The following is a 16,969-nucleotide window of genomic DNA, read 5'->3' as shown; positions in this document are numbered from 1 at the left end:
TCCTTCCTGGCTAAAACGATTAGGCCACGCCAGGCTTCGGTTCCATTCCCGAGGCCTGGCCCGGCACGATTTGCTTGCTGGAGTGGACCCGTTCGGCCGACTCCAGGGTATTCATCAACAGCATGGTGATCGTCATCGGACCGACGCCGCCCGGCACCGGGGTGATGTGCGAGGCCACCTCGCGTACGCCGGCGTAGTCGACGTCGCCGCACAGCTTGCCGGCGTCGTCGCGGTTCATGCCGACGTCGATCACGACCGCGCCCGGCTTGACCATGTCGGCGGTCAGGGTGTTGCGGCGGCCGACGGCTGCGACCACGACATCGGCCTGGCGGGTGTACACACCCAGATCCGGCGTCGCGCTATGGCAGATGGTGACGGTGGCGTTGGCTTGCAAGAGCAGCAGGGCCATCGGCTTGCCGACGGTGTTCGAGCGGCCGATCACGACGGCGTGCTTGCCGCGCAGGTCGATGCCGGTGGTTTCGATCAGCTTCATGCAGCCGTACGGGGTGCAGGGGCGGAAGCCCGGCAGGTTGGCGACCAGTTCGCCGGCCGACAGCACCGAGTAGCCGTCCACGTCTTTACTGGTGGCGATCGCTTCGATGACCTTGCTCGGGTTGATGTGCTTCGGCAGGGGCATCTGGACCAGGATGCCGTGGATGGCCGGGTCGCTGTTCAGCGCTGCGATGCGGTCGAGCAGGGCCTGCTCGCTCAGGTCGGCGTCGTACTTCTCGAGCACCGAGTGAAAACCCACGTCGCCGCAGGCCTTGACCTTGTTGCGCACGTAGACGTGGCTCGCCGGGTCCTCGCCGACCAGGATCACGGCCAGGCCGGGCTGGCGGCCGGCTGCCGTCAGTTTGGCGGCGCGCTCGGCGATTTCGCCGCGCAGTTGTTGGGAAAGGAGGACTCCGTCGATGTTCTGGGCTGGCATGTTTTGGCTCACGGCTAGGCAAAAATGAAATTATAAAGCCCGCACACCTATCGCGCGCCGCGGCGGGCAAAGCATTGTCATATTTACTTGTTATCGTAGGGGGGACGGGTTGCCCGTGCGCGTTCAAATCCCGTCAAAATGGACGCTGCGCTTCCGCTCACCGGCTGGTTGAACGCGCGCACGGCAAAGCCGTGCACCCTACGAAAATGTGCGGTCGCAGCATAGAATTTCGTATTATGAAATGACATATCGCAATTTGAAAAAGGCAAACTCCACTGGTAGAATCGAACGGTTTATTTTCAGATAGTTGAAATTTCACCATCGCCGCCAGCCATTGATAAGGGATCGGGTGGGGCGCAAACTCAAGGAGACGCATTAATGTCAGCTCAACTCGACCAGTTGACGGCACAAGCTGCCAACGACCCGGACACGCTCGAAACCCAGGAATGGCTGGACGCGCTGGAAGCGGTGATTGAACACGAGGGTACCGAGCGCGCGCACTACCTGATGGAGCGCATGGTCGACTTGGCCCGCCGCCGCGGCGCCCACATCCCGTTCTCGAGCAACACCGCCTATGTGAACACCATCCCGGCGCACCTGAACGTGAACTGCCCGGGTAACCTGGAATACGAAGAGCGCCTGCGCTCGTGGATGCGCTGGAACGCGATGGCGATGGTGGTCAAGGCCAACCGCGCCGATGGCGACCTGGGCGGCCACATCTCCTCCTTCGCCTCGCTGGCGAACATGCTGGGCATCGGCTTCAACCACTTCTGGCACGCCCCGACCGAAGACCACGGCGGCGACCTGCTGTACATCCAGGGCCACTCCTCGCCCGGCATCTACGCCCGCGCCTACCTGGAAGGCCGCATCAGCGAAGAGCAGATGCTGAACTTCCGCCGCGAAGTCGACGGCAAGGGCCTGTCCTCGTATCCGCACCCGAAACTGATGCCGGACTTCTGGCAGTTCCCGACCGTGTCGATGGGCCTGGGCCCGCTGATGGCGATCTACCAGGCGCGCTTCCTGAAGTACCTGCACGCGCGCGGCATCGCCCAGACCGAGAACCGCAAGGTCTGGGTCTTCTGCGGCGACGGCGAGATGGACGAGCCGGAATCGATGGGCGCGATCGGCATGGCCGCACGCGAGCGTCTCGACAACCTGGTCATGGTCGTCAACTGCAACCTGCAGCGCCTGGACGGTCCGGTGCGCGGCAACGGCAAGATCATCCAGGAACTCGAAGCGGACTTCCGCGGCGCCGGCTGGAACGTCGTCAAGGTCATCTGGGGCTCGCAGTGGGATGCCCTGCTGTCGAAGGACAAGGACGGCATCCTGCAGCGCGTGATGATGGAAACCGTCGACGGCGAATACCAGAACTACAAGGCCAAGGACGGCGCCTACGTGCGCAAGCACTTCTTCGGCAAGCACCCGGAGCTGCTGAAGATGGTCGCCAACATGAGCGACGACGACATCTGGCGCCTGACCCGCGGCGGCCACGACCCGCACAAGATCTACGCCGCGTTCAAGAACGCGCAGGAGAACAAGGGCTCGCCGACCGTGCTGCTGGTGAAGACCGTCAAGGGCTTCGGCATGGGCAAGTCGGGCGAGGCGCGCAACACCGCGCACCAGACCAAGAAGCTGGACGACGCCGCCATCCGCGAGATGCGCGACCGCTTCAACATCCCGATCCCGGACGACAAGCTGGCCGAGATCCCCTTCTTCAAGCCGTCCGACGATGCGCCGGAAATGCAGTACCTGCACGAGCGCCGCAAGGCCCTGGGCGGCTACCTGCCGCAGCGCCGTTCGAAGGCCGACGAGAACCTGGTGGTTCCGCCGCTGTCGACCTTCAAGGCGGTGATCGAGCCGACCGCGGAAGGCCGCGAGATCTCGACCACCCAATCGTACGTGCGCGTCATCACCAGCCTGCTCAAGGATGAAAGCATCGGCCAGCGCATCGTCCCGATCCTGGTCGACGAATCGCGTACCTTCGGCATGGAAGGCCTGTTCCGCCAGATCGGCATCTTCAACCAGCAGGGCCAGCTGTACGAGCCGGTCGACCGCGACCAGGTGATGTACTACCGCGAAGACAAGGCCGGCCAGATCCTGCAAGAGGGTATCAACGAAGCGGGCGGCATGAGCTCGTGGATCGCCGCGGCGACCTCGTACTCGTCGAACAACCGCACCATGATCCCGTTCTACACCTTCTACTCGATGTTCGGGATGCAGCGTGTGGGCGACCTGGTCTGGCTGGCGGGCGACATCCGTGCGCGCGGCTTCCTGATGGGCGGTACCGCCGGCCGAACCACGCTGAACGGCGAAGGCCTGCAGCACGAAGATGGCCACAGCCACATCATCGCGGCCACGGTCCCGAACTGCCTGCCCTACGATCCGACCTTCGGCCACGAAGTCGCCGTGATCATCCAGGACGGCCTGCGCCGGATGGTGCAAGAACAGGAAGACGTGTTCTACTACATCACCATCATGAACGAGAACTACGCGCATCCGGGCCTGAAGCCAGGCCAGGAAGAGGGCATCCTGAAAGGGATGTACCTGCTCCAGGAAGGCGCTGCGATCGAAGGCAGCAAGGACAGCGCAAAGCGCGTCCAGCTGATCGGCTGCGGCACCATCCTGCGCGAGTCGATCTTCGCCGCCGAGCTGCTGAAGAACGACTGGGGCGTGGATGCGGACGTGTGGTCGGCGCCGTCGCTGACGCTGCTGGCGCGCGACGGCCAGGATTGCGAGCGCTGGAACATGGTGAACCCGGACGCGCAGCAGCGCGTGCCGTACGTGACCTCGCTGCTGCAGAACACCGCCGGCCCGATCGTCGCGACCACCGACTACATGCGCATGTTCGCCGAGCAGATCCGCGCCTTCATGCCGAAGGACCGCACCTATAAAGTGCTGGGCACCGACGGCTTCGGCCGCTCGGATTCGCGCGTCAAGCTGCGCGAGTTCTTCGAGGTGAACCGCTACTACGTCACCGTCGCCGCACTGCGCGCGCTGGCCGATGAAGGCAAGATCGACCGTGCTATCGTGGCGCAGGCGATCGCCAAGTACGGCATCGATCAGAACAAGCCGAATCCTGTGACCCAGTAAATGCTCGAAGGGCGCCGTCCCTGCGCGAGCAGGGGCGGCGCCCTTAGGCTAACTCAAAGAATAACGGAGCTAACACTATGAGCATTGTGGAAGTCAAAGTACCCGATATCGGCGACTTCAAGGAAGTCGAAGTCATCGAATTGATGGTCAAGCCGGGCGACACGATCAAGGTCGACCAGTCGCTGGTGACCGTCGAGTCGGACAAGGCGAGCATGGAGATCCCGTCCAGCCACGCTGGCGTGGTGAAAGAAATCAAAGTGAAGGTCGGCGACAAGGTTGCCGAGGGTTCGCTGGTGCTGCTGCTGGAAGAAGCCGGCGGCGCCGCAGCAAGCGCGCCCGCACCGGCCGCCGCCGCACCGGCGCCCGCACCGGCCGCCGAAGCCGCGCCTGCACCGGCTGCCGCCCCTGCGGCATCGGGCGGCATCGTCGAAGTCACCGTGCCCGACATCGGCGACTTCAAGGAAGTCGAAGTCATCGAGCTGATGGTCAAGCCGGGCGACCAGATCAAGGTCGACCAGTCGCTGATCACGGTCGAATCGGACAAGGCGAGCATGGAGATCCCGTCCAGCCACGCCGGCACCGTCAAGGAAATCAAGGTCAAGGTCGGCGACAAGGTTGCCAAGGGCTCGCTGGTGCTGCTGGTCGAAGCGACCGGCGGTGCACCTGCTGCCGCGCCTGCCGCTGCCGCTGCCGCTGCCGCTCCGGCGCCTGCAGCCGCGGCTCCGGCCCCTGCCGCCGCACCTGCACCCGCTGCAGCACCTGCGCCTGCCGCAGCCCCGGCGCAAGGCGTCACCGGCTCGAAAGCCCACGCTTCGCCGTCGATCCGCAAGTTCGCCCGCGAACTGGGCGTGGACCTGGCGCGCGTGCCGGGCACCGGCCCGAAAGGCCGCATCACCCAGCAGGACGTGCAGAACTTCGTCAAGGGCGTGATGGCTGCCGGCCCGACCGCAGCGGCGCCAAGCAAATCGGGCGGCTCCGGCAATGGCCTGGAAGTGCTGGCCTGGCCGTCGCTGGACTTCTCGAAGTTCGGCCCGACCGAGACCGTGGCCCTGCCGCGCATCAAGAAGATCTCCGGCCCGAACCTGCACCGCAACTGGGTCATGATCCCGCACGTGACGCACTTCGAGGACGCCGACGTCACCGACCTGGAGCAGTTCCGCGTCGATTCCAACGCCGCGCTGGCCAAGCAGAAGTCGACCGTCAAGCTGACCATGCTGGCCTTCGTCATCAAGGCCTCGGTTGCCGCGCTGAAGAAGTTCCCGCAATTTAATTCGTCGCTGTCGGAAGACGGCGCCAGCCTGATCGTCAAGCAGTACTACAACATCGGCTTCGCTGCCGACACCCCGAACGGCCTGGTGGTCCCGGTCGTGAAGGATGCCGACAAGAAGACGATCTCGCAGATCGCCGTCGAGATGGGCGAGCTGTCCGCACAGGCGCGCGACGGCAAGCTGTCCCCGGCGAACATGCAGGGTGCGACCTTCACCATCTCCTCGCTGGGCGGCATCGGTGGCACGGCTTTCACGCCGATCATCAATGCGCCGGAAGTCGCGATCCTGGGCCTGTCGAAGTCGGCGATGAAGCCGGTGTGGGACGGTTCCACCTTCCAGCCGCGCCTGATGCTGCCGCTGTCGCTGTCGTATGACCACCGCGTCATCGACGGCGCCGGCGCCGCGCGCTTCGCCGCCTACCTGGCCGACGTCCTGGCCGACCTGCGCAAAACCCTTCTGTAAGGAGCCCGGGAATGAGCACTGTTGAAGTGAAAGTCCCGAATATCGGCGACTTCAAGGACGTGGAGATCATCGAGCTGCTGGTCAAGCCGGGCGACACCATCAAGGTCGACCAGTCCCTGGTCACCGTCGAGTCGGACAAGGCCAGCATGGAGATCCCGTCGACGAATGCCGGCGTGGTCAAGGAAGTGAAGGTCAAGGTGGGCGACAAGGTGAACGAAGGTTCGCTGCTGTTGATGGTCGAAGAGTCCGGCGCGGCTGCGGCAGCGCCTGCCCCGGCTGCCGCTCCGCCGCAGGCTGCCGCGCCGACCGCCGCCACCAAGCCGACCGATTCCTATGCGCCTGCGCATCCGGCGCCTGCGGCCAGCCCTGCGGCCGCCCCGGCCCCGGGCGCGGCCAGCTACAGCGGCCAGGTCGACATCGAATGCGAAATGATGGTGCTGGGCGCCGGTCCCGGCGGCTACTCGGCCGCCTTCCGCGCGGCCGACCTGGGCATGAACACCGTGCTGGTCGAGAAGTACGCGACCCTGGGCGGCGTCTGCCTGAACGTGGGCTGCATCCCGTCCAAGGCGCTGCTGCACGTGGCGCACATCATGGACGAGACCGCGCACATGGCCGACCTGGGCGTCTCCTTCGCCAAGCCCGATGTCGACATCGACAAGCTGCGCGCCTACAAGGATGGCGTGATCAAGAAGATGACCGGCGGCCTGAACTTCATGGCCAAGGCGCGCAAGGTGAATGTGGTGCAGGGCGTGGGCCAGTTCCTCAGCCCGAACCACATCGAAGTCACGGCAGGCGACGGCAGCAAGAAGGTGATCAAGTTCGCGAAAGCGATCATCGCCGCCGGTTCCTCGGTGGTGAAGCTGCCCTTCGTGCCGGAAGATCCGCGCATCGTCGATTCGACCGGCGCGCTGGAACTGCGCCAGGTGCCGAAGCGCATGCTGGTCATCGGCGGCGGCATCATCGGCCTGGAGATGGCGACCGTGTACTCGACCCTGGGTGCGCGCATCGACGTGGTCGAGATGATGGACGGCCTGATGCAGGGCGCCGACCGCGAGGCCGTCAAGGTCTGGCAGAAGTACAACGCCCACCGCTTCGACAACATCATGTTGAAGACCAGGACCGTCGGCGTGGAAGCGCTGCCGGAAGGGATCAAGGTGAGCTTCGAAGCCGCCGAAGCGGGCCAGCCGGCGCCGGAAGCGCAGGTCTACGACCTGGTGCTGGTGGCCGTGGGCCGCAGCCCGAACGGCAAGAAGATCGCCGCCGAGAAGGCCGGCGTGGCAGTCACCGACCGCGGCTTCATCGGCGTGGACGGCCAGATGCGCACCAATGTGCCGCACATCTTCGCCATCGGCGACCTGGTGGGGCAGCCGATGCTGGCGCACAAGGCGGTGCACGAAGCCCACGTCGCAGCGGAAGCCGCGCACGGCGAGAAGGCTTTCTTCGATGCGAAAGTGATTCCGTCGGTGGCCTACACCGATCCGGAAGTCGCGTGGGTCGGCCTGACCGAAGACGAAGCCAAGCAGAAGGGCATCGCCGTCGAGAAGGGCCACTTCCCGTGGAACGCCAGCGGCCGCGCGGTCGCCAACGGCCGCGACGAAGGCTTCACCAAGCTGCTGTTCGATGCCGAGACCAAGCGCATCATCGGCGGCACCATCGTCGGCACCAATGCCGGCGACATGATCGGTGAAGTGGCGCTGGCCATCGAGATGGGCGCGGACGGCGTGGACATCGGCAAGACCATCCACCCGCACCCGACCCTGGGCGAGTCGATCGGCATGGCGGCGGAAGCCTACAAGGGCGTCTGCACCGACCTGCCGCCGGCGCGCAAGAAGTGATCGCCGTTTAAGTGATGCAGTGGAAACGGGACCTCGAGGGTCCCGTTTTCCTTTGTTGGCTACGGTCGGACTTGGGTCCCGGCCTGCAAACCCGCTACATCTGCCTGAAGAGATCCACGTAATTCCGGCTCACCACCAGCTGCTCGTCCCGCCCCTTCAGCCGCACATGCAGCCGTCCGCGAAAGTCCGTGCGCGTCCCCGCGATGTGCTTCGCCGCCACGATCACTCCCCGGTGGATCTGCCAGAACTGCTGGGCATCGAGCTGTTCCTTCAGCTTGGCCAGCGGCGTGCGGATCAGGCATTCGCCATCCGCCAGGAACACGCTGGTGTATTTGTCGTTGCTCTGGAAGTAGATCACTTCGTCGATGGCGATCAGGCGCGTTTCCTGTCCCTTGGCGGCGCGGATCCACTGCAGCGGGGTTGGCGCGGGTGCGGCCACGCCGAGCTGGCGCAGCAGCGCCGCCAGTGCATCCGCGGGTGGCGCTGAAGCAGGCCTGGCCAGCGTCTCCTTCAGCCGCGCCACGGTGCGCGACAGGCGCTCCAGGCCGATCGGCTTCAGGAGGTAATCGAAGGCCGCATGCTCGAAAGCCTGCAGGGTGTAGTGGTCGAAGGCGGTGGTGAACACGACGCGCGGCGGATTCGCGCCTTCGCACAGGCGGGCGGCCAGGTCGATGCCGTTCAGGCCCGGCATCTGGATGTCGAGGAAGACGACGTCGGGCGCCAGCTCGTCGATGAGCTGCAGGGCCTGGATGCCGTTGGCGGCGCGCGTGATGCGCAGGCCCGGCCAGGCAGTCGCCAGTTGCGAGGCCATGTAGTCGAGCAGGTGCGGCTCGTCGTCCGCGATCAGGGCGTGGGGGTGGTCGATGATGGCACCATGGACAGGGGAAGCAGCAGGCGCGAAGTGACGCCGCCCGCCGGGTTTTCGAAGAGTTGCAGCTGCGCGCCGGAGCCGAACAGCTGCTGCAGGCGCTCGCGCAGGTTGGACAGGCCGACGCCGCCGCCCGGGCGTGGAGGCGCCATGCGCAAGCCCAGGCCGCTGTCCGCCACTTCGATGCAGAGCAGACCGTTGTCGACGCGCGCGCGCACGACGATCTCGCCGCCGTCGAGCTTGGGTTCGATACCGTGCATGATCGCGTTCTCGACCAGCGGCTGCAGCAGCATGGGCGGCATCGGCAGGCTGCTACTTGCCGGGTCGAGCTCGAAACGCCAGCGCAGGCGTTCTTCCATGCGCACGCCCAGCACGTCGAGGTAGGCGCCGGCCAGATCCAGCTCGCTGCCCACGGTGGCGTGTTCGGCGCGGCTGGCAGCGAGGCTGGCGCGCAGGTAGTCGATGAAGCGCTCCAGCATGCGCCGGGCCTTGGCCGGTTGAGCATCAATCAGGCTCACCACATTGGCCAGGGTGTTGTAGAGGAAGTGGGGTTCGATCTGGGCCTGCAGGGCGCGCAGGCGTGCTTCCGCGATCAGGCGGCCGGCGGCGGCGATCTGTTCCTGCTGGCGCGCCGCTTCTTCCGCGCGCCGCAGGCGGCGCTCGCCCGCAACCAGCAGCATCACCATCAGCACGGCGGTCATCACGGCGAAGCTCGCCAGGATGGCCAGTGCGGAGCTGTGCTGGAAGAAGCGCATCGGATGCGTACCGACGAGCAGGGCATTGCCGAAGGGGATGCCGATCATGCTCGCCGTCGCGACCGCCAGCAGCTGCGCGGCGCGGAACAGCAGCATGTTATGGCGCGGCAGGTAACGCTCGAGCAGTTGCAGGGCGCCGTGGACCATGAAGCCGATCAGGTTGCTGATGACGAGGGTGGCGAACAGCAGGCGCATGAAGGAAGCGCCGCCGCGGCCGAACAGTTGTTGCAGGACTGTCAGTGCAAGCGCGAGCAGGCTGCTCCAGATGGCCGTGTAGAGCAGGTTGCGCAGGGGCGAGGGCGGCCAGCGGCGGAACAGGGGAATCAGTTCGAGCGGATGGCCGCGCCTGAGGTGGGCGGTGGTAATCATGCAGACAAGAAATTACCATGAAAGCAGTGCGGCGTGCGATAGGGCAGCCGCGCCAGCGCCACCGGTCCGGCGCTCACGCGCGCCGCATCGAAGACCGTCATCACGCCCACGCCTTTCCTGAGATCCTGGGCCACGCCCACCAGGTAGCCATCGGTCTCCGACCGCGCATTGCGGCGCGGGACCAGCACGTGTTCCTCGACCTGCCAGCCCGCGTCGAAGCGGTAGCCGTCGACTTTGCCGCTGTCGAGGTCGACCAGGTTCACGGTATCCAGCCGGGCCGAACTCTTGTGCTTGTCGCTGCCCAGCAGCACCAGCCTGCGGTGGCGGCCGCCGACCACCAGCGGGGACACGCGCGGGAATTCGCTGGGGCCCAGCAGGCGGCTCACCCGCGCCCGGCGGCCTTCGTAGTCCAGGCAGATCTGCACCGCCTCGCTGCGCCCCTGCGCGTTGGCGCGCTGCTCGCCCGCCATCAGGCTGCCCAGGTCTTTCAGCACGTCGCCTTCGTGCAGCACCGTGTCGAAGCGGGTGCAGGCGCCGTCTTCCCAGGCATTCCCGAAGTGGAAGACCATGCGCGGCGGCAGTTCGAAGACCTGGCGCACCTTGAGGGTGTCCTTGGTCACCACGACGACGCGCAGCGGACGGGCGGCGGGGCCGTCGCCGGCCCAGACGTGGCGATCGGCGAAGCTCAGTTCCTTGCCCTCTTTCAGGTCGTAGGGCGGGATCAGGAAGATCAGGTGCTTGCTGCTGACCGCGAAGTCATGCACCATGGCTTGCTGCGGCACCTCGACGAGGCCGGTGCGCACTACCGCGCCGTCGGCGCCGATCTGGTAGAGGGCGATGCGGCTCGAGCCGGGCAGGGCGCCGAAATTCCACATGCCGCCCTGCGGATCGAGTTTCGGATGCGCCGAGAACGGCATCGCGCGCAGGTCGTCGCGCCAGGTTTTCACGCCTTTTGTCGCCAGCGTCTCGGGATCGACCTCGTAGGCCGAGCCGCCTTCCCACAGCGCATACAGGCGGCCATCCAGCGGCACCAGGTTGGTGTTGGCCGCGTTCAGGGTGTCGTTGTCGCGGAAACCCCGGCGCGCGACATACGTGCCGAAGGCCGGGTAGAGGAACTCGCCGGCCTGCGACTCGTCGAGGTAGCGGCGCGTCTCGACGAAGCGCCCCTGGTGCCGGACCTTGCCGCCAGCGATGGTCCAGCGCTGCACGAAACCGTCGCCGTCGAACCAGTGGTGGTAGCGCTCGCCGCCCAGCTCGAAGCGCCCCGGTCCGTTGCGGTAGAAGCTGCCCTGCAGGTCCTTCGGGATGCGGCCGCCGATCGCCGCTTCCCCAAGCTGGCTGCCGACCGTGTCGGCGTACACGCCCAGGCTGGGATTGCGTTCGAGCGCGGCGTGGAAGCGCCGGAACGTCTCCTGGTCGGCGCGGGCGGCATTGGCCAGGGTGAGCGCGCCCAGTCCTCCGAGAAAGCGGCGACGGTCCATGTCCGGCTCCTCAACGCAGGCTGATGGTGGCGGTGGCGCCCGCGGCCGGCAGGCTGAACTTCACCTGTTCGAAGCTGGGCGGGCCCATGGTGCCGCGCGCATTGTTGCTGAAGGCGTGGTCTTCGACCGGGACGCCCATGACGTTGCTGTCCATCTTGCCGTTGCCGTTGGCATCATGGAACACGGCGATGCCATAGCCGCCCGCCGGCAGGTCCTTGATGACGATGTCGACGGTGCCGGCGGCGGCATCCACGCGTGCGCTCTGCACCGGGCGGCGCAGGAAGTTGGCCTGGGCGTCGTAGACGGCGACCATGATGCTGCCCTGGGCGGACGGGATGTCGGCGACGCGCACGGTGAGGTCGGCGGCGCAGGCCGGCAGGGCAGAGAGGCTGGTGAGGCTGAGGGCGAGGCAGGCGGCGCTGCGGAGCGGGTTCATGGTCGTGGTCTCCATCGGTTGTCGATGGAGCCACTCTAGCGAGGCGCCGGCCGCCCGGTCCCGGCTTGCGACGAAGCGGCGGGGAGCCGGCGCGAAATGCGTGGCGCCGGCGCGAGTTGCAGGGGTCAGGCCGCCGACCAGGCCAACTGGCCTGGCGCAACGCGGCCGGCGGCCGGCCGGATGGCGGCCGTGCGTGTCGCCGGCTGCGCGGTTTCCTCACCCGTCCTGAACACGCTGACGCGCTGGGCCAGGCTGGCTGCGCTTTCCTCGAGCGACTGGGCCGCGCTGGCGGCTTCCTCGACCAGCGCCGCATTCTGCTGGGTCACCTGGTCCATCTGGCTGATGGCCTGGTGAATCTGTTCGATACCGGCGCTCTGCTCGCTGCTCGCCGCCGTGATCTCTCCCATGATGTCGGCCACCCTGCGCACGCTCTGCACGATGTCCTCCATGGTGGCGCCGGCCTGGCTCACCAGCTGGGTGCCGCTGTCGACCTTGTCGACCGAATCGGTGATCAATGCCTTGATTTCCTTGGCCGCGCTGGCCGAGCGCTGCGCCAGGTTGCGCACTTCGGAGGCGACCACGGCGAAGCCGCGGCCCTGTTCGCCGGCCCGGGCCGCCTCGACGGCGGCGTTCAGCGCCAGGATATTGGTCTGGAACGCGATGCCGTCGATGACGGCGATGATGTCGACGATCTTGCGCGCCGACTCGTTGATGGCCCCCATGGTGTTCACGACCTCGGCGACGACGGCGCCGCCGCGGGTCGCGACATGCGATGCCGTCGCCGCCAGGCCATTGGCCTGGCGCGCATTGTCGGCGTTCTGGCGCACCGTCGTGGTGAGTTCCTCGACCGAAGCCGCGGTTTCCTCGATCGAGCTGGCCTGCTGTTCGGTACGCGAGGACAGGTCCATATTGCCCATCGCGATCTGGCTCGAGGCGCTGGCGATGATCTCGCTGCCGCTGCGTACTTCGCCCACGATGCCGGCCAGGCTGGCCGTCATCTCTCGCAGGGCAGACAGCAGCTGGCCGAACTCGTTCTTCGAATCGACCGTGATGCGGGTCCCGAGGTCGCCGCCGGCCACCCGGCGCGCCGCCTCCACCGCGATGTCGAGCGGACGGGTGATGGCGCGCACCAGATAGACGGTGGCGCCCGCCGCCAGCAGCACGGCGAACAGGATCGCCCCGATGCTGAGCATGTTCAGGAGGTCGAGGCGTTCATGCAGTTCTTCGCTGCGGCGCGCGTCGCGGGTGCTCATGAAATCCTGCAGGCCTGCGTAGGCCTGCTGGCCTTTCAGGTAGGTCGGGTTGATCTGGCGGATCAGCAGCGACTGCGCGAGTTCCCAGTTGCCGTCCTCGAGTGCATGGGAGGCTTTGGTGACCAGGTCGATCCCGAAGCCGTCGCTGGCGCTTTCCCAGCGCGCGATCGCTTCCTTCGTCTCGGGGCGTCGCAGGGAGGCCAGCAGGGTTGCGTGCTCCTTTTTCAGCGCCGCGGTGTTGGCGTTGATGCTATTGAAATGATTCGCCAGCGGATGATCGTGCATCACCGCATATTTGCTCTCGGGATTATGCTGGAGAGCTTGCAGGAGCTGGCTGCGATTGGTTTCCATATGGTAGGCGATGGTCGCCAGCGCCGTTTGCTGTTTGGCGCCGCGCAGGGCGAGATTCTCGAGCAGGTCGACGGATTGCTGGGTCGCATAGTAGCCGAGGCCGCCCACCGCGACGGTCACGACGATGAGGGCGCTGGTGACCGACGTGATGATGTGTTTGATACGGAGGTTTTTCATGGTCTCGAAAAAGGCGAAAGAAAAACGGCGGGTTGCCGTTAAAGGAGAAGCATTTTCTACCCAAATTCGATAAATTTCCATGTGGCAACTTTGCATATCGTCCAGATAAGATTGCAAAGCGTCGATATCTGATTAAATGGACAAACTGTCACAGCTTCTGGGGCGCCACGCCTTCCATGCCCGGGTTTTCTTCAACGGCGATTTCTGCGATACCAGCCATTTCCGCCATAACGGCATGTCCGGCCATCTGCACCTGGTGCGGCGCGGACCGGTGGAATTCGTGCATGAGGACGGCGGCCGGGTCCTGGCGGACGAGCCGTCGCTGGTCTTTTATCCGCGCGGCATGAGCCATCTCCTGCGCATCCCGGAGGGGCGCAGCGCATCGTTGCTGTGCGCCGACATCGTGTTCGAAGAAGGCATGGCCAATCCCCTGGCGCGCCTGCTGCCCGCGTGCGTGCACATGCCGCTGTCCGAAGCTCCTGTTCTGGGGGCGACGCTGGAGATGCTGTTTGGCGAAGCGGGAGGCGCGGCGCCCGGACGCGAGCTGGTGCTGGACCGCCTGTGCGACGTGCTGCTGGTGCAGTTGATGCGGCGCGAGTTCGACAGCGGACGCCTCTCCCCGGGGCTGCTCTCCGGGCTGGCCGACCGGCAGCTGTCGCTGGCCCTGGCCGCGGTCCACGAACGCCCGCAGGAACCGTGGACCCTGCAGACGCTGGCGACCGTTGCGTGCATGTCGCGCGCCGCCTTCGCCGAGCATTTTCGGAATGTCGTCGGGATGCCGCCCGGCGAGTACCTCAGCCGCTGGCGCATTGCGCTCGGCGGCCGCCTGCTTCGGCAAGGCATCCCGGTCAAGCTGGTCAGTGAGCAGACCGGATTCACCAGTCCGTCCACGTTCACGCGCGCGTTTACCGCACGGATGGGGATGTCGCCGCGCGGATGGCTCAAACAGGCGGCTTGAGCGGCCGGCGCGCCGTTTCAATCGTGCCGGGGTTGCCACGATCGTATTGACGCTATGATGGGAGGGTGTGGCGGCAAGCCGCTTTGCCGCCGGTCGCGTGTCAAGACAAAGGGAGACTGCAATGTACGAACACGGCCACGAATACATCGGGACGGTATTCGTCCTGCCCGAAACGCGCTGTTTCGAACTGAAGACCACCGTGCATGGCGCGCCGACCCTTGTCCACGGCACGATTTCCCAGCAACTGGCGGCGCGCTTCGCCGATGGCGCGCTCGATGCGATCGATCCGCGCCAGGTGGCCGCCCAGCCGCGCCGCGTGGAGGTCGTGACCCGCGAAATCCACGAACGCCACCGCGCGCCGCGCAAGGTCTACTGCCTGACGCGGCTCTACGACTTCGAGACGCAGTCCCGGTCGGACCCGGCGCCGGCCCTGGCCTAGCGGCTAAAAAAAAGCCGCCCGGCTTGCGCGGGGCGGCAGCTCTGCCTGTTCGTTCAGCGTTGCAGCTGTCAGCTGAATGCGATGAAGCGTTCCGGGATATCGATGGTCCCTGCCTTTGCGGCGGCGGCATAAGCACGCATGTCGGCGACGACCGCTTCCAGCTGTTCGTTGTTCGGGTTCTGGAGGAAACCTTTCATGCGCTCCTGCAGGGCGGCCTGCTGGTCGCGCCACTCGTATCGGGAAGACTTGCTCATGCTTCCTCCTCGCGGCGAACTGCCGCTGTCGTTTTTTTGTTCATGACATCCTCCTTTGGTAAGGATGCCATATTGACATAAAAATACGCTTCGGGTCGGTGCGATGCCGCACAGACCGTTTTTTGACCATCTGGTCAAAGAATGCTGTGATAAAAGAGCTCTAGCCGATCAGAAAGTAGGCGCCGGGCTTCTTCGTGGCTGGGCTGCTGTCGCGGAAACAGGAAACGCATGACCGGGTCGCCGTTGATGCAGGCGATCAGGTGCGAAGGGAGCAGGGCCACGGGCACATCGGGACGCAGCTGGGCGCGGATGTCGGGCCGGGCAAAATAGCGCTCCAGCATCTCACGGGTGGCGCGCGGGCCGGCTTCGTAGAAGGCCTCGGCCAGTTCCGGATTGCTGCCCGCCTCCGCGATCACCACGCGCTGCAGGGCCATCGCATCCGGTTCGCACAGCATGTCGTAGAAATAGCCGGCGAACTCGCCGATGACTTCGCGCAGCGGACGCTGGTCGACATCCATCTTGCCGACCGGGAAAAAGCGCTCGCGCCGCGCCGCCAGCACGGCCTTCAGCAGACCGGCCTTGCCGCCGAACTTCACATAGATGGTACGCACCGCGACCCGCGCCTCGCGCGCGATCGCTTCCAGGCTCACGCCGGTATAGCCATGCTTCAGGAAGAGGCAGCCGGCGACATCGATCAGTTCGCGGGTGCGCGCCTCGACTTCGGACGCCTTGGGGCGGCCGGCCGATTTCAGGGGCTGGCTGGACTCGGGAAGGTCTTTACTCATGGAGGGTAGAGTAATGCACCTAAAAATGAAATGCAACCGTTTCATTTCTTGACTTGGCCCACGCCTTGTCGAATAATGCGATCGCCCCATTTCATTTTTCTTCGGAGTTTGACCGCCATGGCAGAATCGCACACCCCGGCCGCGCAGCCGCCAGCCCAGCAAGCGCAAGCACCCGCTGCACCCGGCAAGACGCCACCCAACAAGCGCGTGCTCGGCGTGGTGGCGGTGATCGCCCTCGTCGCCCTCGGGGCGGGCGGCCGCATGTGGTATCGCAGCCATCACTATGTGGAGACCGAGAACGCCTACGTGACCGGCCGTGTGCACCCGGTCTCGAGCCGCGTGGCCGGCGTCGTCACCCGCGTGCTGGTGGACGACAACCAGATGGTCAAGGCCGGCGACGTGATCGCCGAGCTGGACCCGGCCGACCACAGCGTACGCGTCGAGCAGATCGAGGCGCAGATCGCCAGCGTCCGGCAGCAGATGGCCCAGGCCGACGCGCAGATCGCCCAGGTGAAGGCCCAGGCCGCGGCCGCCGGCGCCCAGGTGAAACAGGCCGAGGCCCAGCTGGTGCGCGCGCGCCAGGACGCCGAGCGCTTCGGCCAGCTGTACAACGACACCATGAAGGCCGTCTCGAAGGCCGAGGTGGACGCCTCCAGCGCCGCGCGCGCTTCGGCCCAGGCCGACGTAACCGCGCGCCGCGACAGCGCCAGCGCCGCCCAGGCGCAGGTGCTGGCAGCCGCCGCCGGCCGCGACGTGCTCGGGGCCCAGGTCAAGGTGCTGCAGGCGCAGCTGAAGGACGCGCAGCAGCAGCTGGCCTACAACCGCATCGTGGCGCCGGTCGCGGGCCGCATCGGCAAGCGCAGCGTCGAAGTCGGCGCCCGTGTGCAGCCGGGCCAGCAGCTGCTGGCCGTGGTCGAGGACGATGTCTGGGTGACCGCCAATTTCAAGGAAACCCAGCTGGCCGGCCTCGAGCCGGGCCAGGAAGTGGAACTCGAAGTCGACGCGCTGCCGGGCAAGCACCTGGTCGGCCGCGTGCACAGCTTCTCGCCGGCCTCGGGCAACCAGTTCGCCCTGCTGCCGGCCGATAACGCCACCGGCAACTTTACCAAGATCGTCCAGCGCGTGCCGGTCAAGATCGTGCTCGACCCGCAGGACGTGAAGAAGTACGCCGGCCGCCTGGTGCCGGGCATGTCGGTGGTGGCCGAGGTCGCGCTCGGCCAGAAGACCGCCCACACCCAGACCGCCAGCGCCCGCTAAGGA

Annotated in this window: 14 protein-coding genes; 6 read left to right on the top strand and 8 right to left on the bottom strand. The window is 66.1% G+C overall.

Annotated elements, in window-relative coordinates; translation table 11 throughout:
* Positions 1 to 19: 19 nt before the first annotated feature.
* Positions 20 to 928, bottom strand: coding sequence for a bifunctional methylenetetrahydrofolate dehydrogenase/methenyltetrahydrofolate cyclohydrolase FolD (gene folD / locus ACQ7JA_RS23780; protein WP_430902179.1), 909 nt, complete (start codon positions 926 to 928; stop codon positions 20 to 22).
* Between the two features lie 378 nt (positions 929 to 1,306).
* Between folD and aceE the strand changes: the two genes are divergently transcribed.
* The 3 genes from aceE to lpdA all read left to right on the top strand — a co-directional run bounded on the left by aceE (position 1,307) and on the right by lpdA (position 7,583).
* The gene (gene aceE / locus ACQ7JA_RS23775; RefSeq protein ID WP_430902178.1) at positions 1,307 to 4,018 is read left to right on the top strand and encodes a pyruvate dehydrogenase (acetyl-transferring), homodimeric type; all 2,712 of its coding nucleotides are present in this window, start codon (positions 1,307 to 1,309) and stop codon (positions 4,016 to 4,018) included.
* Between the two features lie 77 nt (positions 4,019 to 4,095).
* Positions 4,096 to 5,748 carry a dihydrolipoyllysine-residue acetyltransferase gene (gene aceF / locus ACQ7JA_RS23770; protein WP_430902177.1) on the top strand — a complete coding sequence of 551 codons (1,653 nt, stop codon included), beginning with the start codon at positions 4,096 to 4,098 and terminating at the stop codon, positions 5,746 to 5,748.
* Between the two features lie 11 nt (positions 5,749 to 5,759).
* The gene (lpdA, locus tag ACQ7JA_RS23765; RefSeq protein WP_430902176.1) at positions 5,760 to 7,583 is read left to right on the top strand and encodes a dihydrolipoyl dehydrogenase; all 1,824 of its coding nucleotides are present in this window, start codon (positions 5,760 to 5,762) and stop codon (positions 7,581 to 7,583) included.
* 94 nt (positions 7,584 to 7,677) lie between these two features.
* On the opposite strand, the gene ACQ7JA_RS23760 is transcribed toward lpdA, so the two are convergent.
* The 5 genes from ACQ7JA_RS23760 to ACQ7JA_RS23740 all read right to left on the bottom strand — a co-directional run bounded on the left by ACQ7JA_RS23760 (position 7,678) and on the right by ACQ7JA_RS23740 (position 13,273).
* The gene (locus ACQ7JA_RS23760) at positions 7,678 to 8,394 is read right to left on the bottom strand and encodes a LytR/AlgR family response regulator transcription factor (protein ID WP_430902175.1); all 717 of its coding nucleotides are present in this window, start codon (positions 8,392 to 8,394) and stop codon (positions 7,678 to 7,680) included.
* Between the two features lie 32 nt (positions 8,395 to 8,426).
* Positions 8,427 to 9,575: a sensor histidine kinase gene (locus tag ACQ7JA_RS23755; protein WP_430902174.1), complete on the bottom strand. Its 1,149-nt coding sequence runs from the start codon at positions 9,573 to 9,575 to the stop codon at positions 8,427 to 8,429.
* Entirely contained in the window at positions 9,572 to 11,056 is a 1,485-nt protein-coding gene (locus tag ACQ7JA_RS23750) for a carotenoid oxygenase family protein (RefSeq protein WP_430902173.1), read from the bottom strand. Before ACQ7JA_RS23750 ends, ACQ7JA_RS23755 begins: the two co-directional genes overlap by 4 nt.
* Positions 11,057 to 11,066: 10 nt before the next feature.
* Positions 11,067 to 11,492, bottom strand: a complete 426-nt coding sequence (locus ACQ7JA_RS23745) for a DUF2141 domain-containing protein (RefSeq protein ID WP_430902172.1) — start codon at positions 11,490 to 11,492, stop codon at positions 11,067 to 11,069.
* 125 nt (positions 11,493 to 11,617) lie between these two features.
* The gene (locus ACQ7JA_RS23740; RefSeq protein WP_430902171.1) at positions 11,618 to 13,273 is read right to left on the bottom strand and encodes a methyl-accepting chemotaxis protein; all 1,656 of its coding nucleotides are present in this window, start codon (positions 13,271 to 13,273) and stop codon (positions 11,618 to 11,620) included.
* Between the two features lie 136 nt (positions 13,274 to 13,409).
* Between ACQ7JA_RS23740 and ACQ7JA_RS23735 the strand changes: the two genes are divergently transcribed.
* Positions 13,410 to 14,231, top strand: coding sequence for a cupin domain-containing protein (locus tag ACQ7JA_RS23735; RefSeq protein WP_430902170.1), 822 nt, complete (start codon positions 13,410 to 13,412; stop codon positions 14,229 to 14,231).
* Positions 14,232 to 14,352: 121 nt separating this feature from the next.
* The gene (locus ACQ7JA_RS23730; protein ID WP_430902169.1) at positions 14,353 to 14,670 is read left to right on the top strand and encodes a hypothetical protein; all 318 of its coding nucleotides are present in this window, start codon (positions 14,353 to 14,355) and stop codon (positions 14,668 to 14,670) included.
* A 68-nt stretch (positions 14,671 to 14,738) separates the two neighbouring features.
* Here the strand turns inward: ACQ7JA_RS23730 and ACQ7JA_RS23725 are convergent, their stop codons facing one another.
* Complete coding sequence (locus ACQ7JA_RS23725; protein WP_430902168.1) at positions 14,739 to 14,924, bottom strand: hypothetical protein; 186 nt, start codon at positions 14,922 to 14,924, stop codon at positions 14,739 to 14,741.
* A 134-nt stretch (positions 14,925 to 15,058) separates the two neighbouring features.
* On the bottom strand, positions 15,059 to 15,709 hold the full coding sequence (locus tag ACQ7JA_RS23720; RefSeq protein ID WP_430902167.1) for a TetR/AcrR family transcriptional regulator: 651 nt from the start codon (positions 15,707 to 15,709) through the stop codon (positions 15,059 to 15,061).
* Between the two features lie 117 nt (positions 15,710 to 15,826).
* Between ACQ7JA_RS23720 and ACQ7JA_RS23715 the strand changes: the two genes are divergently transcribed.
* The gene (locus ACQ7JA_RS23715) at positions 15,827 to 16,966 is read left to right on the top strand and encodes an HlyD family secretion protein (RefSeq protein WP_430902166.1); all 1,140 of its coding nucleotides are present in this window, start codon (positions 15,827 to 15,829) and stop codon (positions 16,964 to 16,966) included.
* The last annotated feature ends 3 nt before the right edge of the window (positions 16,967 to 16,969 follow it).

The organism is Massilia sp. BKSP1R2A-1 (assembly GCF_050586525.1).
Taxonomy (GTDB): domain Bacteria; phylum Pseudomonadota; class Gammaproteobacteria; order Burkholderiales; family Burkholderiaceae_D; genus Telluria.
Note: the sequence above shows the minus strand (reverse complement) of the source record. Positions and strands in the feature narration are given on the sequence as shown.